Here is a 20,671-nt window from a genome sequence, read left to right on the forward strand (position 1 = left end):
AACCATGGCAGAACTTCAGTTGCGCGATGTGCGCAAATCTTTCGGTAACTTCGAGGTCATCAAGGGCGTGGATATGGATATTCGGCCCGGGGAGTTCATGGTTTTCGTCGGCCCTTCCGGTTGCGGAAAGTCCACGCTGTTGCGCCTCATTGCAGGTTTGGAGGAAATCTCGTCAGGCAGCCTCTCGATTGATGGAACTGTGGTCAACAGCTTCGCACCTTCGAAGCGCGGCATCGCTATGGTGTTCCAGTCCTACGCGCTTTATCCGCATATGACAGTTTATGAGAACATGGCCTTCGGCATGCAGCTAGCGGGCAAGAACAAGGATGAATGCAAGAGCCGCATTCACAAGGCTGCAGAGATGCTGCAGCTCACGCCCTATCTTGAGCGCCTGCCGCGCCAGCTTTCCGGCGGGCAGCGGCAGCGCGTCGCAATCGGTCGCGCCATCGTGCGCGATCCAAAGGTGTTCCTCTTCGATGAACCCTTGTCCAACCTCGATGCGGCACTACGTGTGGCTACAAGGCTTGAGATCGCCAAGCTGCACCAGAGCATGGAAGACACCACCATGATCTATGTGACGCACGATCAGGTGGAGGCGATGACACTGGCCGACCGTATCTGCGTGCTGCGCGACGGACGCGTGGAGCAGATCGGAACGCCGCTTGAGCTTTACGAAAAGCCAAATTCGCTTTTCGTCGCCGGGTTCATCGGATCACCGAAGATGAATTTCCTGACCGGCGGATATAGTGAGCCTTTCGGTGCGCATACAGTGGGCCTGCGTCCCGAACACCTCGCCATTGTATCCGAAAATGCTCGCTGGACCGGCCAGGTGATTCACACCGAAATTCTCGGTTCCGATACCTATGTCTATATCGATCTCGGCCTGGAGGAACCGCTGGTGGTCCGCGAAAGCGGCGTGGCAGTGCGTAAATCAGGTGAGACGCTTTCGGTTTCCCCGATGGGTGAAAACATTCATCTTTTCGATGAAAAGGGCCGCGCCGTCTGACGCTGACCTCCCAAGCTTAATGACACATGAGACAAATGGGCCGCGGTGCCCGCAGCAAGGAGAATACTCGTGCCTATTCGTACCGTCGTCTGGGGTGAAAACATTCACGAGCAGATCAACGAAACAGTGCGTTCGGTTTATCCGGACGGCATGCACAACACTATCGCCAAGGCGCTGAACGAGGATAGCGCAATCGAAGCGACGACCGCCACCTTGCAGGAACCTGAGCATGGTTTGACCGAAGGCCGTCTCGCCAAGACTGACGTGCTGGTCTGGTGGGGTCACAAGGATCATGGCGGTGTCAATGACGAGGTTGTGGAGCGCGTGGCAAAGCGCGTTTTCGAAGGTATGGGGCTGATCGTGCTCCATTCCGGACATTTCTCCAAAATCTTCAAGCGCCTGATGGGAACACCCTGCGCTCTCAAATGGCGTGAGGCGGGCGAGCGTGAGCGGCTCTGGGTCATCAACCGCGGCCATCCGATCACTCAGGGGCTGGACGAGAACTTCGTGCTTGAGAACGAGGAAATGTACGGTGAACAGTTCTCCGTGCCTGAACCGCTTGAAACGGTTTTCATCTCGTGGTTCGCGGGTGGTGAAGTCTTCCGCTCGGGCATGACCTGGCGGCGCGGCGCGGGCAATGTGTTCTATTTTCGTCCCGGTCACGAGACCTACCCGACCTATCACGACGCGAATGTGCAGACGGTTTTGCGCAACTCAGTCAAATGGGCATACAATCCGCAACCGGCATGGACGGGCATTCACACCGCGCCGAATGTTCCGGTCGACAAGGCGCCCGAGCCTGTTGTCGAGCGTGGACCTAAACTGCACAAGCCGGGCGAAGCCGGTTATCGTTGAGGTGCATGATGCGTCTTCTTATTCTGGGAACAGGTGGCATGGCGAAGAACCATGCCGAAGCCTTCAAGGCCATTGAGGGCGTCGAGGTCGTTGCCGCATGTGACGTTTCGGCGGAGCGTGTCGATGCCTTCTCCGAAAACCACGACATTCACAACCGCTTCACGCGGCTTGAGGATGCGCTGGAGTGGGGCCGTTTCGATGCCGTTGCGAATGTCACGCCGGATGCTATCCACCATCCAACCACACTTGCGCTGGTGGGCGCGGGCAAGCATGTCTTCTGCGAGAAGCCACTTGCAGAAAGTTACGAAAAAGCCGCTGAAATGGCGGATGCTGCCGAGCAGGCCGGTATTATCAACATGGTCAATCTGACCTATCGCAATGTCGCGCCCCTGCAGAAAGCCCGTGAAATGGTGATGGCGGGAGAGATTGGCCAGGTGCGCCATTTCGAGGCGTCTTATCTGCAAAGCTGGCTGGTCTCGAAGACATGGGGTGATTGGAAAACCGAAAGCAAATGGCTCTGGCGCCTATCGACCCGACACGGTTCGAACGGTGTTCTGGGCGACGTCGGCATCCATATTCTCGACTTTGCGAGCTATGCCATCGGAAGCGATGTGGAACGGGCATCGGCACGTCTCAAGACATTTGAAAAAGCAGATAACAACCATATTGGTGAATATGTGCTCGATGCCAATGACAGCTTCGTCATGATGGCTGAATACGCGAATGGCGCGCTGGGTGTCATTCATGCCAGTCGCTGGGCGACGGGGCACCTGAATGAGTTGCGGCTGCGTATCCATGGTGACAAGGGTGCGCTCGAAATTCTCCACACGCCCACAGGCTCAAGCCTGCGCGGTTCCATCGGCGAGGACATTGAAACGCCAGTCTGGCGGGACATTGATGCCGGAACGGTGGAGACGAACTATCAACGTTTTGCGCGTGCTGTAGCCGATGGTGCGGAACTGGAACCGGGTTTCCGTCACGCTGCCAATCTGCAACGGGTTCTCGATCATGCGATGATAGTGGATCGACCGTTGCCTGAAGTCGTGAGTGGATAGAAAGCCAGAAGCCCTCCCGATAGGACCGGGAGGGCTATAGGTCAGTTGTCTTTGGTAAAGGTGTTGTCTACTTCACCACGGAAGAAGTCACGACCATATATCAAAAGGCACAGGACGACACCGGTCGCAAAAGCCCAGGCTGCACCGCGAGTGGCAAGAACCGCACCGACCACGCCGGCAATGCCAAGATCGCGTTGGGAACGTGCTTCAAGAATGCCGACGCGAACCGACACATACCCCTGAATAAGCAAGGTGAGGGCGAGTGCAACGCCAAGGATCGGCTGTACCAGAGTGACGATCGGCATCAGAAACAGGCCAGTATTGGTGCCCCAGCGAAATGAACCTGCGCCACCAAAGATCGAATGCATGGCCTTCTTTCCTTGCGAAAACCGCTCGGTGATGACGACGTGCATGGCCGACCAGAGCGGGCCGCACATGCATACATCCGGTCCGAGAACACTCATTGCAGCATTGCGTCCGCCAAAGATGAGATGGGCCCGGTCGGGGTTGTAGTCCACTTTCTCATCAGGACGTGCTTCGTCGGCTTCCTTCAGAATGGCGCGGCTTTGCAGGACATCGCCGAACACAACGATATAGGCTGCAAGCATTGTCGGGATTGCACTAAGGAACATCGAAATCGGCGGCAAGCCAAGGCCGAAAACCGTATATTCGCGCCATAGCGTGGTAAAATCCGGACTTGTGATCGACCATTCAAGCTTCGGCCACTGTGCTTCACCGAAGAGGGGAGCGATAACGACAGCGAGCAGAATAATCGGGAACACGCCAAGCTTTCCGACAATGGCAAGCACCGGATTACTGTTCTTGATACGCGCAAAATGGCGGGAGAAGATGACGTAGAAGCCAAGGCCGACGGCAATGGTGATCGTGAATGGGAATGCATCGAAACGTCCACCCAACTGGAAAACCGATATCACAGCGGCAAATCCCGCGCCGACAATTATGCCCGCCTTGATGGCGGCAGGAATAATCTGCACCACTCGATGCGCCATGCCCGTCGCGCCGATAAAGATCGAGAATATGCCGAGCATCATCTGGAACGCGACCAGGGCGTGAACGCGTTCGGGGCCTTCGGGGAATGTGGAGCAATAGGCCATCAGAAGTGGGATGGCAGGCGTGATCCAGCCCGGAACCACGGGATCGCCAAGAAGATGATGCGCAAGATAGAACAGGCCGTTCAGCACGACCACAGCAAGGGCGACCTCGAAAGGCATCCCGAGGAGTTCAGTCATGAGCGGGATGGCGGAAAGGTCCACTGCGCACATCAGCAGACCTTGAAAATAGTCAGGCCATTCGAATTTGTAGTGAACGAAGGGCAGGCGAATTTTGAATGGTCCAGCAGGCCAATAGGGCTGCTCCTGACCGTCGATACGTTCAGTGCTCAATTTATTCTCCGGAGACGCAGAGACAAGCTGCGGGGAAGCGGCAGTCAGCTCACTTCCCCGGTGCCTGACGCGTCAGGTCGTTGTGTTTGATTAGAAAGCTTCGCGATAAAGCGTCAGAGCGTCGGCCTCGGCCACGTTGACCGGGTTGTTACCCAGAAGCCGTGTTTGCAGCATCGCGTCGCGCGCCAGCATTTCGAGGCTTTCTTCCGTCACGCCGACATCACGCAGACGGCGCGGCGCGCCGGACTTGTCCATCAGCTCTTCCATATAGGTGACGAAGGCTGCTGAACGCTCTTCGGTCGTGCCTTCGGATTTCTCCAGCAACAGATCGCCAAGCTCTGCATAGAGCTTGGCCGCGCCCGCCATGTTGTAACGCAGCACAGGCCCCAGCATCAGCGCATTGGAAAGGCCATGCGGCACATGGTAGTGGCCGCCAAGCGGATACGCCAATGCGTGAACAGCGCCGACGGGCGAATTGGAGAAAGCCTGACCAGCATAATTGGCGCCGAGCAGCATGGCCTCGCGGGCATGACGATCATTGCCGTTTTCGCAAGCCGCGATGAGATTAGCCGAAAGAAGCTTCAGCGCTTCGCGTGCAAATGCGTCGGACAGTGGGTTTTTCTTGATTCGGCTTGTGTAAGCCTCGATCGCGTGCACCATGGCGTCGATACCAGTTGCAGCCGTATGAAGAGCAGGCAGGCCACAGGTCAGTTCCGCATCGAGGATAACGAAATCGGCATAGAGCTGACGGGCAACGACGCCCATCTTCGTGGTTTCGCCGGTTGTCAGAATGGTGATGTTCGTGACTTCCGATCCCGTCCCTGCTGTGGTCGGGATCTGGATCAGCGGAAGGCGGCTGCCCTGCACCTTGCCGATACCATACAGTTCGGAAAGTTCCTGTTCAGAGACAAGCAGTACTGCTGCGAGCTTGGCGATATCCATGGAAGAGCCGCCGCCCAGACCGAGCACGAGGTTGCAACCGGCGGTCTTTGCTTGCTCGACGCAGGCAAACAGCACGGATTCCGGTGGATCGGCCACCACGTCATCGAAAACACTAATGCCGAAGCCTGCTTTTTCCAGCGAGGCCAATGCTTGATTGAGGACGCCGGCCTTATGGAGACCCCTGTCCGTCACGATCAGAATCTTGCGTTCGGAAAATCGTTCGCCGAGGATTTCGCCGAGGCGCTTTGCAGCACTCCATTCGACGAGCATCGAGCCGACAGTATCGAACGAAAATGGCTTGATCTCTGTTGTCATCATTCCACCCTTATTACCATCATCAGCGCGGAGGTCTCTCATTTCCTCACCGGCACACTACGCTGAGCTTATCCCGGAAACGCTTCTGTCTTGGGAAAGAAGCGCTCCGGCAATTTTTCGATGCAGCCGATGCATCGGCGTTTTGAAATGAAAGTCTTGGGAGAACCTCCGTTTGTTCAATATGCTGAACAATGTTCAAAACTTAGAGACGGATACAGGATGGACTGCGGGGCTGTCAATTTCACCCTTCGACTAAGGCGCTGAAATCAACTCTTAAAAGCTGTTTGGCGAAGCAGATCACGAGGTAAGTGATTGAAAATGTTTATTTGTTATCCGTGTGCATCACACGACTTTGTGATGTTTTAATCAAAATAACTTGCAGGGCTTCGTCCAAGGCTGCGCTTGAACGTTGCTGCAAAGGCGCTCGCGCTTTGATATCCGCAGTCCAGCGCCACAGTCACAACAGGCATGCCTGCGGCCAAGCTGGGCAAGGCAGCGAGCAGCCTGGCCTGTTGCCGCCAGCGACCATAGGGCAAGCTGGTTTCACGCTCGAAATGACGCATGAAACTGCGCCTGCTCATTCCGGTTCGAGCGGCGGCAGCATCAAGGGGGAGTTCCGTATCAGGATTCGCTTGCAACGTTTCGCAAAGATCGCGGAATCGTTGATCTACAGGCATCGGCAAATTGAGTGGTTCGGTCGGGAGAAAGGTCAGCTCTTCCAGTAAAAGTTCACCGATGCGCTGTGTAAACGATGTAATGGCACGATCCTGTAAATCCACCAGACGCAGGATCAACTCCCGCAACAAGGGCGAAACCTCCACCACGCAGCAGGACATGGGGAGGGATCGGGCCGGATCCGAACAGACAAAGATGGTGCGAAACTGAACCGGTCCGTGGCTGCGTGTTGCATGTTCCATCATCGAAGGTACCCAGACTGCGCGGTTGGGCGGTACGACCCAGGTGCCATTCTCTGTTGTGACGGATACCACACCGGATCGCGCATAGATCAGTTGCGCATCCTGATGTCGGTGCGATGGTCCTGCAAAGGACGCATCATCATGTGCCACGGCAGATAAGCCAAGCGTAAGCGGTGACGGGTAATTCAGTGACATGGGTTGACCCTTTTGCGCTATATAATGACCTATGCCCGCAAGAACGCCAATAGCGCCCGGTCTATTATTGATCGAACAAGCCCGCTTTTCAGAGAGCCGATCAGTGCCACCTTGCACCTGCTGCAGAACACTTGCTTCGACGGAGTTGAACGCTCCGTTGGGCGAGACGCGTCTCACTGACGCGCTCCTTCTCCTTCGACTTACACGCGACCGTTGGACCTGATGGCATTCCGGCGGTCGTAGCCCGCCATCATCCCCATTGTCGCAGTCGCTGCTCCAGGCAGTTGAAGGAATTTATTGTCATGATTCAGAACCCGGATATCAAATACCGCCCCTTCATTTCCCCGATTGATCTAGCGGACCGCCAATGGCCGAACCGGCGATTGACGCAGGCGCCGCGTTGGGTGTCGACCGACTTGCGCGACGGCAATCAGGCACTTGCCAATCCGATGGATGGTGACAAGAAAATGCGGTTTTATCGCATGCTTCTGGAAATGGGCTTCAAGGAAATCGAAGTGGCATTTCCGTCTGCCTCGCAGACAGAATTCAATTTTGTACGGCGTCTGATTGAAGATAATTTGATACCCGACGATGTAACTATTCAGGTGCTGACGCAATCGCGCGCCGACCTGATTGCACGTACTTTCGAATCCCTGCGCGGTGTGCGTCAGGCTATCGTGCATCTCTATAACGCTACCGCGCCGCTGTTTCGCCGCGTGGTTTTCAAGATGGAAAAGCATGAAATTATAAATCTGGCGGTCAGTGGTGTAACGGCCATGCTGGAAGAAAGCCGGAGACAGCCCGAAACATGCTGGACTTTCGAGTATTCGCCGGAAACCTTCTGCTTTACCGAGCCGGATTTTGCGCTGGAAATCTGCGAACGAGTTCTGGATGTTTGGCAGCCGACGCAGGAAAACAAGGCGATCCTGAACCTCCCTGCTACGGTAGAAGTTGCAATGCCGAACGTCTACGCGGATCAGATAGAGTGGTTCTGCCGCAGTCTATCGCGCCGCGACAGCGTCATTATAAGCGTGCATCCGCACAATGACCGGGGCACGGCGGTGGCCGCAACAGAACAGGCCTTGCTGGCGGGCGCTGATCGCGTCGAGGGCTGCCTGTTCGGCAATGGTGAACGCACCGGCAATGTCGATCTCGTTACGTTGGCGCTCAATTTCTATACGCAGGGTATCGACCCCAAGCTTTATTTCCCGGAGATGCGCTCCGTCGTGCGAACGGTCGAACACTGCAATGACTTGCCGGTTCATCCGCGCCATCCCTATGCAGGCGCACTGGTCCATACAGCTTTTTCCGGCTCGCATCAGGATGCGATCCGCAAGGGTTTTGCCGCGCATCAAAGCCGCAATGACGATATATGGGAAATGCCCTATCTGCCCATTGATCCTAAGGATATTGGTGAAAGCTATGAAGCTGTTATTCGCGTAAACAGCCAGTCGGGCAAGGGCGGCGTGGCATGGGTGCTGGAGCAGGACCGGGGGCTGAAACTGCCGCGCCCGCTGCAAATCGATTTCAGTCGTCGCGTGCAGGCATTTGCCGATGATACCGGTAGGGAAACGACCGCCGAAATAATCTGGTCGCTGTTCCGCGATGTTTATCATCTGGAAGAGAACGCCAATTTCGAGCTTCTGAACTACAAGGAAAGCAGGCCCGCACGGAGCGGCGAAACGCGTGTCTTCGCCGGACGCATTCGGCATCGCGGGAAAGAAATCGCCATGACGGGGCGCGGCAATGGTTTGATATCAAGTGCGGTCTCGGCATTGCGGGCCGGTTGCGATATCGATCTGGAAATCGTCGACTATCACGAGCATTCATTGAAAAAGGGTACCTACGCGCAGGCTGCGGCTTATATAGAATGCCGGACGATCGACGGGAGGAATGTTTTCGGTGTCGGGATTGATGACGACATCGCAACCGCGTCGATACGGGCAGTGTTGAGTGCTGCCGCGAACTTTTCCACGAGCGGTGTCTAAAAAGTGAAAAAGCAGACGAGATTTGCTCTTGACCTCAACCTTGGTTGAGGAACTAGAGAAGCATGGCCGATTATCTGGAGTATCGTCCATGCGCTTGTCGCTTCTTCTTGTTCCCCTTGCTTTTTCCACGGTCCTCATTGTTTCGACGGTCGCCTCTGGTGAAGGGGCAGATGCTGCGGCAGGGGAAAAACTCTTCAAGCGATGCTCTGTTTGCCACACGGCGGATGCCGACGAAAGCAAACGCGGCCCATCACTGAAAGGTGTGTTGGGCCGCAAGGCCGCATCCTATCCCGGCTATCCCTATTCGGATGCAATGCGCAAGGTGGCTACCGAGGGATTGGTCTGGAACGAGAAGGAGTTGAAGACCTTTCTCAAGAAGCCGCAGGCCATGGTGAAAGGCACCTGGATGGCTTTTGCCGGACTGACCAAGGAAAAAGATCTCGAAAACATGATCGCCTATCTGAAACAGCACTCCGAATAGCTGTTTGGAACCGATATGGCCGAACGGACATCCCGACGTGAGGCCATGGCCGGTCGGAAGCGCTGCGGGGCGTTTTCCGACCGGCGCTATCAGGGACAGAAGCCGAAGGTTGCCTGACATGATGAACAGAAATGTGCTGCATATAGACCGCGACGTAATCGGCGCCGTTTCGAAACGAGAGTTCGCGGATGCGATGTCGCGGATGGCCGCAACGGTGTCCGTGGTGACGGCATGTGATGCTGGTGAAGCCTGCGGTCGCACGGTGACAGCGGTGTTGTCGCTTTCCGCCGAGCCGCCGATGGTTTTGGTTTCGGTGAAACGCGACAGCGCACTGGCAACGGCGATCATTTCTGATGGCGGCTTCTCGCTCGCCATGCTCGCGGAAGGGCAGGAGATGATCGGTGATGCCTTCGCAGGCAAGGTTCCTCACGCGCAAAGATTTCTCATTGGTGTGTGGGGCGATTGGCCATCTGGCAGGCCGCATCTTTTCGGGGCTTCGGCTGCTATTGACTGCGAACTGGCGGGCAGCGTTCCAATGGCGGATCACACGCTTTTTGCCGGGCTGGTAACGAATACCGATTTGCCGCTGCATTCGCGCCCGTTGCTATGGGCATGCCGCAATTATCGCGCGTTGAGACGGGACGCGGATTTGTGAACCGTCTTGCAATTTTGCGGGACTGCAGCCTACACATTCGGCATGATCGAGTTTGACGATATGGAACATTCAGGTCTCAAGAAAAGCCTGACAGTTGGTGACGTTTCCCGGCGCGCTGGCGTGGCGGTCTCTACGGTCCATTTCTACGAAACCAAGGGGCTCATCGAGGGCTGGCGCACAGAGGGTAACCAGCGCCGCTATCACCGCGCTGTGTTACGCCGCATCGCCATCATCAAGATCGCGCAACGCGCGGGTATTCCTCTGGCGATCATTCGTGAGGCCCTGGCGGATCTTCCGCACGACCACGTGCCGACGACAGAAGATTGGCGGCGTTTTTCTGAAGCCTGGAAAGATATGCTTCAGGAACGTATCGACAGCCTGATGCAGCTTCGCGACCAGATAACGAGTTGCATCGGCTGCGGTTGTCTCTCGCTGTCCGAATGCCCGTTGCGAAATCCGGACGACATCCTCGGTCAACAAGGCGCTGGTCCCAGAAGATTAATGGTCAAGCCCGGCGATCTCATCTGACTTCCCTACATCTGAGACGAACCTTTCCCGGCGCTGCTGCGCTCTTTCACGGCGGCGATTTTGCGGAGTTCCATACCACATTTCGCACCGGTCAAAAGCCTTCATTTCCAGTGAAAATAGCCTATTGACCTCAACCAAAGTTGAAGTCCTATAAACCCGTCGGCAACAATTCAGATTACGGAGGCCGACAGTGCAAAGTTCGATCGAAGAGACAACACCAGCGGGAAGTGGGGAACATGCGCCTGCTGGCTGGGGGGAGCTTCTAAGCGGTAAAAACGGCCTCTATGCCTTAGCTTTGGCCGGAGGGGTCACTCTCCATGCGGTCAATATGTACATCGCGACTACAGTCATGCCGAGCGTGGTGCAAGACATTGGCGGTATGGATTTCTACGCCTGGGCGACGACCTTGTTCGTCGTTGCCTCCATTCTGGGGGCTGCACTTACCGCGCGGCTTCTGAAAAGTGCCGGTCCAAGAGGCGCCTATGTCGTGGCGACCCTGCTGTTCGCAGCCGGTACGCTGATTTCGTCTCTGGCCACCAACATGCCGGTCATGCTGGCGGGGCGGAGCGTGCAGGGCCTCGGCGGCGGCTTTCTTTACGCGCTCGCTTATGGTCTCACACGTGTCGTTTTGCCCGAGCACCTGTGGGGCCGGGCAATCGGTCTTATTTCCGCGATGTTCGGCGTGGCGACTCTGATCGGTCCGGCGATTGGGGGCATCTTTGCCGGATATGGCGCATGGCGCGCCGCTTTCTGGTCGTTGCTGCCGGTTTCGGGTCTTTTCACCGTAGTGGCCTTCGCGACTTTACCACGCTCGAGCTGGGACAAAAATGAGCGAGTTTCCATTCCGGTTCTTCAGCTCATCCTCTTGACCGGGGCTGTCCTCGCGGTGTCAGCGGGGAGCCTGTCAAAGGAGACGCTATGGAAAGTCGTCGGTCTGGGTGCTGCGATATTCATGATCTCCATCATCGCGGTCGTGGACCGCGACGCCAAGGCACGTCTCCTGCCGCGTCGGTCATTCAGCCTGTCGACGCCGCTCGGTGCTCTCTATCTCATTATTGCGCTTTTGATGCTCAGCATGCAGCCCGAAATATACGTGCCTTATCTGCTTCAGCACCTGCATGGCCAGTCTCCGCTATGGGCAGGATATCTGGCGGCACTAATGGCAATCGGCTGGACGGTTGCATCCTTCCTGAGTTCCAGATGGCAGGAGAAGGGCGGCGACAAGCTTGTCGTTGCCGGACCTGTTCTCGCGCTTGCCGGTCTCGTCCTGCTTGCCGTATTTCTCCCGATCCATGGCAACGGCAACTGGTCGCTGCTCGCGCCCGTTTGCCTGGGGCTCATCCTGATCGGTTTCGGGATCGGCCTTGCCTGGCCAAGCCTCGTTACCCGCGTCTATCAGAGCGCTCCGTCCACCGAGCAGGATCTCGCAGCGGGTGGAATGACGATCGTGCAGCTCTTCGCCATAGCCTTTGGGACGGCTTGCGCAGGGATGGTTGCCAATTTTGCAGGCATTGCCGTGCCCGGACGCGTGGAAGGCGCGGCGAATGCCTCGCTCTGGCTATCGGTGACATTCGCGCTCGCGCCAGCAATTGCCGTGGCCGTCGCATTCAAGGTCATCCGTGTCACCGGCGGAAAGGGCTGACTATGCCGCGTTTCATCGCCGACACCCTCGATTCCCGTGCCAGTCATTTGCTGACGCGGGTCGTCCTGACCTTCGTTTTCTGGTCGAGCGGTCTGGCCAAGCTCTTCGATTTCGATGCCAATGCTGTGGAAATGGAGAGCTTTGGTCTCCATCCTGGCTGGCTGTTCAACAGCGCGACCCTGCTTTTGCAGATTGTCGGATCGCTGATGATCATCTTCAATCGTGGAACCTGGCTGGCTTGTGGCGTTCTTGCCGTCTTTACGATCCTGACCATTCCCGTTGCGCACCCGTTCTGGGCCAAGGAGGGAGAAGAAGCTTTCCGCGACATGACGGTGGCACTCGAGCACATATCGCTGATCGGTGGTTTGGCGATGGCCGCCATTCTATCGCGCAAAGTCTAAAGTGCTGGACGCACGGATTGCCGTGCCTGTACCTTGCCTGTCGTCTGATCGATAGGCAGGGAGGGCCTGGCATGGACGTGACGATCATAACGGGAGCATCGGATGGTATCGGCGCTGAAACCGCGCGGCAGATCGCTCGGCGCGACCGCGCCAGTGTTGCTGTGGTGCTCGCTGCTCGCAATGTGCACAAGCTGGAGAATCTTGCTACTGAACTGCGGCAACTGGGCAGCTCCACCCTTGTGGTGCCTACCGACGTAAAGGATCGCGCCGCCTGTATCGCTCTGATCGATAAGGCGGTTTCCGCCTATGGTCGCATTGATACGCTGATCGTGAATGCGGGCATGTCGGCCCATGCCAATTTTGCCGAGATCAAGCCGGATGATCTCGATTGGATGCATGACCTGATGGAATTGAACTATTGGGGCAGTGTCTGGCCTATCCATGCCGCACTTCCATATCTGGCGGCCAGCAGGGGGCGGATTGTCGCTGTCTCATCCGTGGCCGGATTGATCGGCGTGCCTGGGCGCACGGCCTATAGCGGAACGAAGTTTGCTCTGTCAGGCTTCTGCGAGGCCCTGCGCGCGGAACTGTACCCAAGCGGCATATCCGTGACAATCGTCTATCCGGGTGTCGTCAAAACCGACATTCGCAAGGTGGGCTATAGCGCAGACGGCAGCGCGCTGGGAAAGAGCGGTGTGCGTGAAGATGACATGATGCCGGTCGAAGAAGCTGTGCAGCTGATGCTGGAAGGCACGCAGGCGCGCAAGCGTGAGGTGCTGATGACACGCCAGATGCGCCTCGGACGCTGGCTGAAACTGATTGTCCCCGCAATGGTGGACCGCATGGCCCTCAAGGCCATCAAGCCGGAATTCAGACCGAAACCGATCAAACCCGCAAAATAGGCAGCTATGGTCCCTGGCGTTCACAGGGTCCCCAAATTGGCTCACTAATTTTACGCTATCGCCAACTATCCGTTGACGGGTTTTTAACTTCGGCTACTATATATAGTGTTCTAGGTTCTTTCGATTCGTTGAGTCGAAAGCTAAGACGGGAATCCGGTGCGTTTCATCCATGACGGATGCGGCAATGCCGGAGCTGCCCCCGCAACTGTAAGCGGAGAGTTTTGTCTATCACGTCACTGGCTTTGGCTGGGAAGGCGGACAGAACGTTGATCCGTGAGCCAGGAGACCTGCCTTGAACGAGTACGTCCACGGGCGGGGTGTCCGGTTGGCGCGCAATCTTGTGTGGCAAACTATTGCCTTACGGGTTGCTGCCCCGAACTTCCCGCTCATAGCTTCGGGGTGAAGTCCATGCCCAGTATATTCAGTTTCGGTTCCGGTCCTCCCTTCGAGGCATAGTTTGTTGCGGTCAGGCTGTTTATTTGCGGCTGGCCAATCCCGTGTCTCATGTCTTTCAACGCGCATCTTGCGATGCGCGAATGGCTCTTTGCGTCTCCCCCAATCAGTGAGGAAAAAATGAACGTCACCGTTTACAGCAAGCCCGCCTGCGTCCAATGCACGGCCACTACACGCGCCCTTGATCGCCAGGGTATCGAATATGAAATCATCGATATTTCTGCCGATGTCGATGCTTTCCATCTCGTTCAGGGCATGGGTTATCGCCAGGTGCCGGTGGTTGTGGCAGGAGAATCCCATTGGGCGGGCTTCCGGCCCGATATGATCAGCACTCTCGCCTGAAGGCTGCGGTCGCATGAGCCTGATCGTCTATTTCTCCAGCCGGTCGGAGAATACGCACCGGTTTGTTGAGCGGCTTGGCATGCAGTCGAACCGTATCCCGATGGACGGTTCGGACGGATTGCAGGTGCGCAAGCCATTCGTGCTCGTGACGCCCACATATGGCGGAGGCGGCTCCAAGGGCGCTGTCCCCAAGCCTGTGATCCGCTTCCTCAATGACGACAGCAACCGCTCCTTCATCCGCGGCGTAATCGCCGCGGGAAACAGCAATTTCGGCGAAGCTTTCTGTATCGCCGGCAACATTATTTCCGCCAAATGTCAGGTTCCCTATCTCTACCGCTTCGAACTTCTGGGAACCGATGAAGACATCGGCAATGTCAAAAACGGGATGGAACGATTTTGGACACGGTAGAAACGACCTTGATCCGAGAGCGCGAAGCACGGCAAGTGGCGCAGCAGGATGCGCCTCAAGCGGCAACTTCCAGCAGCAGCAAACCGTCAAAATCCTCGGACGGGCTGGATTATCACGCGCTCAACGCGATGCTGAACCTTTACGATGACGAGGGAAAAATCCAGCTTGATCGCGACGGGCAGGCCGCGCGGCAATATTTTCTCCAGCACGTGAACCAGAACACTGTCTTTTTTCATAACTTGCGGGAAAAGCTCGATTATCTGGTGGTCGAAGGCTATTACGAACAGGAAGTACTGGACCAGTATTCCTTCAATTTCGTACGCGATCTTTTCGACGAAGCCTATGCGAAGAAATTCCGGTTTCCGACGTTTCTCGGCGCATTTAAATATTACACCAGCTATACGCTGAAGACCTTCGACGGAAAGCGCTATCTGGAGCGCTATGAAGACCGTGTCTGTATGGTGGCGCTGGCGCTGGCGCGCGGCAATGAACAGCTGGCGCGCGATTTGATGGAGGAGATTATTTCAGGCCGCTACCAGCCTGCGACACCCACCTTCCTCAACGCAGGCAAGAAACAGCGTGGCGAACTCGTCTCCTGCTTTCTGCTGCGTGTCGAGGACAATATGGAGTCCATCGGGCGCTCCATCAATTCGGCTCTGCAATTGTCGAAGCGGGGCGGCGGGGTGGCCTTGAGCCTCACCAATATTCGCGAGGCGGGAGCACCCATCAAGCAGATCCAGAACCAGTCATCCGGCATTATTCCGGTGATGAAGCTTTTGGAAGATTCCTTTTCCTACGCCAATCAGCTTGGCGCACGGCAAGGCGCTGGCGCTGTCTATCTACACGCACACCATCCGGATATTATGCGTTTCCTAGATACGAAGCGCGAAAACGCGGACGAGAAAATCCGTATCAAGACCTTGTCGCTGGGCGTGGTCATTCCAGACATTACCTTCGAACTCGCCAAGAACAACGAGGATATGTACCTCTTCTCGCCCTATGATGTGGAGCGGGTTTACGGCGTGCCGCTGACCGAGATTTCGGTTACCGAAAAATATCGGGAAATGGTCGACGATGCGCGCATTACCAAGAAGAAGATCAACGCACGCGAGTTCTTTCAAGTGCTGGCCGAGATTCAGTTCGAATCCGGTTATCCCTACATCATGTTCGAGGACACGGTGAATCGCGCCAATCCGATCGACGGGCGCATCACCATGAGCAATCTCTGTTCGGAAATCCTCCAGGTGAGCGAAGCGAGCATCTTCGGCGAAGACCTGTCCTATAATTATCTCGGCAAGGATATTTCGTGCAATCTGGGTTCGCTCAACATTGCAGCAGCAATGGATTCGTCCGATTTCGGCAAGACCATTGAGACCTCCATCCGCGCCCTGACTGCAGTTTCCGATATGAGCCATATCGGTTCCGTGCCGTCGGTCGCCCGAGGTAATGATGAAAGCCATGCCATCGGTCTCGGCCAGATGAACCTGCATGGTTATCTGGCCCGCGAGCGGGTTTATTACGGCTCGGAGGAAGGCATCGATTTCACGAATATTTATTTCTATACGGTGACTTATCACGCGATCCGCGCATCGAACCTGATCGCGGTGGAAACGGGCAAGTCCTTCAAAGGGTTCGAGAAATCCAAGTATGCGTCGGGTGAATATTTCGACAAATATACCGAGCAGCTTTGGGAGCCGGCGACGGAAAAGGTTCGAGAAATTTTCGAAAAGGCTGACATTGCGATTCCGACGCAGGATGACTGGCGCGACCTGAAAAATGCGGTGATGAAAGGCGGACTTTACAACCAGAACCTTCAGGCTGTGCCGCCGACAGGCTCAATCTCCTACATCAATCATTCGACCTCTTCGATCCATCCGATCGTGTCGAAGATTGAAATCCGCAAGGAGGGCAAGATCGGTCGCGTCTACTATCCGGCAGCGTTCATGACCAATGACAATCTCGATTACTATCAGGACGCCTATGAGATCGGGCCGGAGAAGATCATCGACACCTATGCGGCAGCAACACAGCACGTCGATCAGGGCCTGTCTCTGACATTGTTCTTCCGCGATACCGCAACGACACGCGATATCAACCGCGCACAGATCTATGCGTGGAAGAAGGGCATCAAGACCATCTACTACATCCGCCTGCGCCAGATGGCGCTCTCCGGCACGGAAGTGCAGGGCTGCGTTTCCTGCGCCCTCTGACCACTGGTGATGACCATGAATATTCAAGTGAAGACCAAGAAGCCGAAGCCTGCAGCCGTGCGTGCGATCAACTGGAACCGGATCGAAGATGAGAAAGACCTTGAGGTCTGGAACCGTCTGACCGGTAATTTCTGGCTACCGGAGAAGGTGCCGCTTTCGAACGATATTCAGTCGTGGGAAACGCTGAAACAGCAGGAAAAGCAACTGACGATCCGCGTTTTCACCGGGCTGACACTTCTCGATACGATCCAGAACGCAGTCGGTGCCGTAAAGCTGATGGATGATGCAGCGACGCCGCATGAAGAAGCGGTGCTGTCCAACATCTCCTTCATGGAAGCGGTTCATGCACGATCCTATTCGTCGATTTTCTCGACGCTGTGCCTGACGCCGGATGTTGACGATGCCTATCGCTGGTCCGAGGAAAACGAATTCCTGCAGCGCAAGTCCACTCTGATCCTGGACCAGTATCGCGCAGATGATCCGCTGAAAAGGAAAATCGCCAGCGTCTTTCTGGAGGGTTTTCTGTTCTATTCCGGCTTCTATCTGCCGATGTACTGGTCGAGCCGGGCAAAGCTGACCAATACAGCCGATCTTATCCGGCTCATCATCCGTGATGAGGCTGTGCATGGCTATTACATCGGTTACAAATTCCAGCGTGGACTGGAACGCTTGAACGAAGAGCAAAAACAGGCAATCAAGGATTTTGCCTTCGAGCTTCTTCTGGAACTTTACGACAATGAGGTTCGCTACACGGAAGCGCTCTATGATGGCGTTGGCCTGACTGAAGACGTCAAAAAATTCCTGCATTACAACGCCAACAAGGCCCTCATGAACCTTGGTTATGAAACGCTCTTTCCAGCTGAAGCGTGCAAGGTCAATCCGGCGATCCTGTCTGCGCTTTCGCCGAATGCAGACGAAAACCACGACTTTTTCTCCGGTTCCGGCTCTTCTTACGTCATCGGCAAGGCGGTCGCGACTGAGGATGAAGACTGGAGTTTCTGATGGCATCTCGGCGCCGCGTAACACCGGTGCCGACGTTTTCTGTTCTGGAGATGACGTTGACGTTGCGGTCTTGTTTTGCGACACATGAATGATGCAGACCGCTATCACAATCGATCAGGACTATCTCGTAACACGGCTCAAGGCGCTTCTCGCCATACCGAGCCCGACCGGGTTTACCGACGAAGCCGTGCGTTATGTTGCGCGCGAGCTGGAGCATCTGGGGCTTGAGGTTATGCTGACGCGCCGGGGTGCCATTCGTGCACGCCGGGCGGGCCTGACGGAGAGACCGGCGCGCGGGATCGTATCTCATGTCGATACACTCGGCGCACAGGTAAAATATCTGAAGGAAAACGGACGACTGGAACTGGTTTCCATCGGTAACTGGTCAGCGCGTTTCGCTGAAGGTGCCCGCGTTTCCATCTTTTCGTCCAAAGGAATTTATCGTGGTTCGATCCTGCCGCTGAAAGCTTCCGGCCATACATTCAATGACGAAGTCGATACGCAGCCGGTCGGCTGGCCTTATGTCGAACTCCGCGTCGATGCGCTCGCCCGAAATCGCGATGATCTGCTGCAGCTCGGTATCGATGTCGGTGACATAGTTGCTGTCGACCCCGCGCCCGAATTCATCGATAATGGCTTTATCGTCTCGCGCCACCTTGATGACAAGGCAGGTGTCGCCATCATGCTTGCAGCCCTTGAGGCAATGCAGAGAGCCAATGTGGAAACGCCGGTCGACAGCTATTGGCTGTTCACCATCGGCGAGGAAGTTGGAGTGGGTGCCTCTGCGGTCGTTGTGCCGGATATTGCCTCGCTGGTCGCCATCGATAATGGAACGACAGCACCAGGCCAGAATTCTTCGGAGTTCGGCGTCACGCTTGCCATGGCGGACCAGACCGGACCGTTCGATTACCATTTGACGAAGAAACTCTACGAGCTTTGCGGAGAGCATGACATTCAGGTCCAGAAGGACGTGTTCCGTTATTACCGTTCCGATGCTGCGTCTGCGGTTGAGGCGGGGCATGATGTGCGCACGGCTTTGCTGACCTTCGGTGTTGATGCCTCGCATGGCTATGAGCGCATTCATCTGAGCGCGCTCACTTCCATTGCAAAACTTGCAGTTCATTATGCAATGAGCGAAGTCGAGATCAAACGCGATGCCGAGGAAACCGCCAAGGGCCTCAAGGGTTTCACGCATCAGAAATCGACCAAGGCGGAGCAGGATTTGAAACCCGAGGATACGCCTGCAGAATAGGCTCTGAACTTTCTGAATTCGCGAGTGGGCTCAGGCCCGCTTTTTTTGTCTCGCAAAAATTAATTATGATAATTAATTGATGATCGTTGATTTATGCCTATAAATTAGAGTCTGACGGATTTGACAAATGAAGGGGAACCCCATGAGAAGGTTATTCCGTGCCGTCCTGACTGCTATGGCGCTTTCGGTCGCCGGGGCGGGCACAGTCGCGCTGGCGCAAACGCCGCCCAATGTGCTGATTGTCGGGCAGATTGCAGAGCCGCAATCGCTCGATCCGCATACAGTCACGGCCACCAATGATTTCCGCATCCTCGTCAATATTTATGACGGCCTTGTGCGCTACAAGGACGGAACGCTGGAAGTAGAACCGGCACTGGCGGAAAGCTGGACGATTTCGGACGACGGCAAGACCTATACGTTCAAGCTGCGTCAAGGTGTGAAGTTCCATGATGGTTCGGATTTCAATGCCGAAGCGGTCAAGTTCAACTTCGACAGAATGCTAAAGGAAGACCATCCGTTCTATAACACCGGCCCATTTCCGCTTTCGTTCAATTTCTCGTCCATCGATGCAGTCAATGTGCTCGATGAACACACTGTCGAGTTCAAGCTGAAGGAGCCTTTCGCTCCATTTCTTTCCAATCTGGCCTATCCGACCGGCCTGATCGTGTCGCCGGAAGAGGTCAAGAAATACGGTAAGGAATTTGGCCGTCATCCATCTGGAACCGGTCCGTTCAAGTTCGCGGAATGGCAATCCGGCCAGCGTGTGGTGGTGGAGCGTAATCCCGACTATTGGGACACAGCGCCAGCATTGGAAGCAGTTGTGTTCCGCCCGATCACGGATGCCAATACACGCGTCGCGGAGATGATGGCAGGCGGGCTGGATGTCATGGTGGAAGTGCCGCCAGATAATCTTGCCACCTTCAAACAGGACGCGAATTTCGCGGTTGCCGAACAGGCGGGCCCCCATGTCTGGTTTACCATCCTGAACGCGAAGAGCGGTCCATTCGCGGATAAGAAAGTGCGTCAGGCGGCGAATTATGCGGTTAACAAGCAAGGCCTTGTAGATAATGTGTTGCAGGGTTCCGCAACTGTTGCTGCGGGGCCGATCCCACCCGCCTTCAACTGGGTCGAGAACAAAACCGAACCCTATCCTTATGATCCGGAAAAGGCCAAGGCGCTCCTTGCCGAAGCTGGTGCAAGCAATCCTGAAATTACGTTCTATGTGACCGAAGGCGGTTCGGGCATGCTTGATCCAATCACGATGGGCGCCGCAATCCAGGCCGATCTTCAGGCTGTGGGCTTCAAGGTCAAGATAGAAACCTATGAGTGGAACACGTTCCTTGGTCGGGTCAATCCGGGGCTGGAGGGCAAGGCCGATATGGCCGAGATGGCGTGGATGACCAATGATCCGGACACGGTGCCTTATCTGACGCTGCGCAGTGATGCATTGCCGGACAAGGGCGGCTTCAATTCCGGTTACTATTCCAACCCCAAAGTGGATGAGCTTCTGGAAAAGGCGCGGTCATCGACCGATCAAACCGAGCGCGGCAAGCTTTATGGCGAAGTGCAGAACATTGTCCATGACGATGCACCATGGCTGTTCGTGGCGAACTGGAAGCAAAACGCAGTCACGACCGCTGCCGTCAAGGGGTTCAAGTTGCAGCCGTCCTTCCTGCTGCATCTGAAAGACGTAACCAAGGAATAAGCAGGGAGGGCAT

At 55.8% G+C, this 20,671-nt stretch carries 19 protein-coding genes and 1 riboswitch; of the genes, 16 read left to right on the forward strand and 3 right to left on the reverse strand.

Going from position 1 to position 20,671, the window contains the following annotated elements; genetic code table 11:
• The first annotated feature begins 4 nt into the window (after window positions 1-4).
• From AAE521_RS19270 to AAE521_RS19280, 3 genes are all read left to right on the forward strand, one after another.
• Window positions 5-1,006 carry an ABC transporter ATP-binding protein gene (locus AAE521_RS19270; RefSeq protein ID WP_071630438.1) on the forward strand — a complete coding sequence of 334 codons (1,002 nt, stop codon included), beginning with the start codon at window positions 5-7 and terminating at the stop codon, window positions 1,004-1,006.
• Window positions 1,007-1,075: 69 nt separating this feature from the next.
• On the forward strand, window positions 1,076-1,861 hold the full coding sequence (locus tag AAE521_RS19275; protein WP_071630439.1) for a ThuA domain-containing protein: 786 nt from the start codon (window positions 1,076-1,078) through the stop codon (window positions 1,859-1,861).
• A gap of 8 nt (window positions 1,862-1,869) precedes the next feature.
• Window positions 1,870-2,916: a Gfo/Idh/MocA family protein gene (locus AAE521_RS19280; protein WP_071630440.1), complete on the forward strand. Its 1,047-nt coding sequence runs from the start codon at window positions 1,870-1,872 to the stop codon at window positions 2,914-2,916.
• Window positions 2,917-2,957: 41 nt separating this feature from the next.
• On the opposite strand, the gene AAE521_RS19285 is transcribed toward AAE521_RS19280, so the two are convergent.
• The 3 genes from AAE521_RS19285 to AAE521_RS19295 all read right to left on the reverse strand — a co-directional run bounded on the left by AAE521_RS19285 (window position 2,958) and on the right by AAE521_RS19295 (window position 6,865).
• Window positions 2,958-4,319, reverse strand: coding sequence for a hypothetical protein (locus tag AAE521_RS19285; RefSeq protein WP_342062175.1), 1,362 nt, complete (start codon window positions 4,317-4,319; stop codon window positions 2,958-2,960).
• A 90-nt stretch (window positions 4,320-4,409) separates the two neighbouring features.
• Entirely contained in the window at window positions 4,410-5,579 is a 1,170-nt protein-coding gene (locus AAE521_RS19290; protein ID WP_342062176.1) for an iron-containing alcohol dehydrogenase, read from the reverse strand.
• Between the two features lie 359 nt (window positions 5,580-5,938).
• Entirely contained in the window at window positions 5,939-6,865 is a 927-nt protein-coding gene (locus AAE521_RS19295) for an AraC family transcriptional regulator (RefSeq protein WP_342062177.1), read from the reverse strand.
• A gap of 125 nt (window positions 6,866-6,990) precedes the next feature.
• Between AAE521_RS19295 and leuA the strand changes: the two genes are divergently transcribed.
• The 13 genes from leuA to AAE521_RS19360 all read left to right on the forward strand — a co-directional run bounded on the left by leuA (window position 6,991) and on the right by AAE521_RS19360 (window position 20,658).
• Window positions 6,991-8,676, forward strand: coding sequence for a 2-isopropylmalate synthase (gene leuA, locus AAE521_RS19300; protein ID WP_342062178.1), 1,686 nt, complete (start codon window positions 6,991-6,993; stop codon window positions 8,674-8,676).
• An 88-nt stretch (window positions 8,677-8,764) separates the two neighbouring features.
• On the forward strand, window positions 8,765-9,157 hold the full coding sequence (locus AAE521_RS19305; protein ID WP_071630443.1) for a c-type cytochrome: 393 nt from the start codon (window positions 8,765-8,767) through the stop codon (window positions 9,155-9,157).
• A 118-nt stretch (window positions 9,158-9,275) separates the two neighbouring features.
• Complete coding sequence (locus tag AAE521_RS19310; RefSeq protein WP_071630444.1) at window positions 9,276-9,812, forward strand: flavin reductase family protein; 537 nt, start codon at window positions 9,276-9,278, stop codon at window positions 9,810-9,812.
• Window positions 9,813-9,872: 60 nt separating this feature from the next.
• Window positions 9,873-10,340 carry a redox-sensitive transcriptional activator SoxR gene (gene soxR / locus AAE521_RS19315; RefSeq protein WP_071630543.1) on the forward strand — a complete coding sequence of 156 codons (468 nt, stop codon included), beginning with the start codon at window positions 9,873-9,875 and terminating at the stop codon, window positions 10,338-10,340.
• Window positions 10,341-10,530: 190 nt separating this feature from the next.
• Window positions 10,531-11,982, forward strand: coding sequence for an MFS transporter (locus AAE521_RS19320; protein WP_071630445.1), 1,452 nt, complete (start codon window positions 10,531-10,533; stop codon window positions 11,980-11,982).
• Between the two features lie 2 nt (window positions 11,983-11,984).
• The gene (locus tag AAE521_RS19325; RefSeq protein WP_071630446.1) at window positions 11,985-12,383 is read left to right on the forward strand and encodes a DoxX family protein; all 399 of its coding nucleotides are present in this window, start codon (window positions 11,985-11,987) and stop codon (window positions 12,381-12,383) included.
• A 71-nt stretch (window positions 12,384-12,454) separates the two neighbouring features.
• Complete coding sequence (locus AAE521_RS19330) at window positions 12,455-13,285, forward strand: SDR family oxidoreductase (protein WP_071630447.1); 831 nt, start codon at window positions 12,455-12,457, stop codon at window positions 13,283-13,285.
• A 95-nt stretch (window positions 13,286-13,380) separates the two neighbouring features.
• Window positions 13,381-13,594, forward strand: a riboswitch (cobalamin riboswitch).
• A gap of 264 nt (window positions 13,595-13,858) precedes the next feature.
• Window positions 13,859-14,080: a glutaredoxin-like protein NrdH gene (gene nrdH / locus AAE521_RS19335; protein ID WP_071630544.1), complete on the forward strand. Its 222-nt coding sequence runs from the start codon at window positions 13,859-13,861 to the stop codon at window positions 14,078-14,080.
• Window positions 14,081-14,093: 13 nt separating this feature from the next.
• Complete coding sequence (nrdI, locus tag AAE521_RS19340) at window positions 14,094-14,489, forward strand: class Ib ribonucleoside-diphosphate reductase assembly flavoprotein NrdI (protein ID WP_071630448.1); 396 nt, start codon at window positions 14,094-14,096, stop codon at window positions 14,487-14,489.
• Window positions 14,477-16,699: a class 1b ribonucleoside-diphosphate reductase subunit alpha gene (gene nrdE / locus AAE521_RS19345; RefSeq protein WP_342062179.1), complete on the forward strand. Its 2,223-nt coding sequence runs from the start codon at window positions 14,477-14,479 to the stop codon at window positions 16,697-16,699. Before nrdI ends, nrdE begins: the two co-directional genes overlap by 13 nt.
• A 15-nt stretch (window positions 16,700-16,714) precedes the next feature.
• A complete protein-coding gene (gene nrdF / locus AAE521_RS19350) occupies window positions 16,715-17,701 on the forward strand; it encodes a class 1b ribonucleoside-diphosphate reductase subunit beta (protein ID WP_342062180.1) in 987 nt (328 codons plus the stop codon).
• A gap of 91 nt (window positions 17,702-17,792) precedes the next feature.
• A complete protein-coding gene (locus tag AAE521_RS19355) occupies window positions 17,793-18,953 on the forward strand; it encodes an osmoprotectant NAGGN system M42 family peptidase (RefSeq protein ID WP_342062196.1) in 1,161 nt (386 codons plus the stop codon).
• 142 nt (window positions 18,954-19,095) lie between these two features.
• On the forward strand, window positions 19,096-20,658 hold the full coding sequence (locus AAE521_RS19360; protein WP_071630450.1) for an ABC transporter substrate-binding protein: 1,563 nt from the start codon (window positions 19,096-19,098) through the stop codon (window positions 20,656-20,658).
• The last annotated feature ends 13 nt before the right edge of the window (window positions 20,659-20,671 follow it).

The sequence above is a fragment of the Brucella cytisi genome, assembly GCF_038433355.1.
Classification (GTDB): Bacteria; Pseudomonadota; Alphaproteobacteria; order Rhizobiales; family Rhizobiaceae; genus Brucella; species Brucella cytisi.

What these genes read in the sequence shown, in the direction of transcription:
- AAE521_RS19270 (WP_071630438.1), top strand. Translation starts at nt 5, where the DNA reads ATGGCAGAACTTCAGTTGCGCGATGTGCGCAAATCTTTCGGTAACTTC.
- AAE521_RS19280 (WP_071630440.1), top strand. Translation starts at nt 1,870, where the DNA reads ATGCGTCTTCTTATTCTGGGAACAGGTGGCATGGCGAAGAACCATGCC.
- AAE521_RS19290 (WP_342062176.1), bottom strand. Translation starts at nt 5,579, where the DNA reads ATGATGACAACAGAGATCAAGCCATTTTCGTTCGATACTGTCGGCTCG.
- leuA (WP_342062178.1), top strand. Translation starts at nt 6,991, where the DNA reads ATGATTCAGAACCCGGATATCAAATACCGCCCCTTCATTTCCCCGATT.
- AAE521_RS19305 (WP_071630443.1), top strand. Translation starts at nt 8,765, where the DNA reads ATGCGCTTGTCGCTTCTTCTTGTTCCCCTTGCTTTTTCCACGGTCCTC.
- AAE521_RS19310 (WP_071630444.1), top strand. Translation starts at nt 9,276, where the DNA reads ATGATGAACAGAAATGTGCTGCATATAGACCGCGACGTAATCGGCGCC.
- soxR (WP_071630543.1), top strand. Translation starts at nt 9,873, where the DNA reads ATGGAACATTCAGGTCTCAAGAAAAGCCTGACAGTTGGTGACGTTTCC.
- AAE521_RS19325 (WP_071630446.1), top strand. Translation starts at nt 11,985, where the DNA reads ATGCCGCGTTTCATCGCCGACACCCTCGATTCCCGTGCCAGTCATTTG.
- AAE521_RS19330 (WP_071630447.1), top strand. Translation starts at nt 12,455, where the DNA reads ATGGACGTGACGATCATAACGGGAGCATCGGATGGTATCGGCGCTGAA.
- nrdH (WP_071630544.1), top strand. Translation starts at nt 13,859, where the DNA reads ATGAACGTCACCGTTTACAGCAAGCCCGCCTGCGTCCAATGCACGGCC.
- nrdI (WP_071630448.1), top strand. Translation starts at nt 14,094, where the DNA reads ATGAGCCTGATCGTCTATTTCTCCAGCCGGTCGGAGAATACGCACCGG.
- nrdF (WP_342062180.1), top strand. Translation starts at nt 16,715, where the DNA reads ATGAATATTCAAGTGAAGACCAAGAAGCCGAAGCCTGCAGCCGTGCGT.
- AAE521_RS19355 (WP_342062196.1), top strand. Translation starts at nt 17,793, where the DNA reads ATGCAGACCGCTATCACAATCGATCAGGACTATCTCGTAACACGGCTC.
- AAE521_RS19360 (WP_071630450.1), top strand. Translation starts at nt 19,096, where the DNA reads ATGAGAAGGTTATTCCGTGCCGTCCTGACTGCTATGGCGCTTTCGGTC.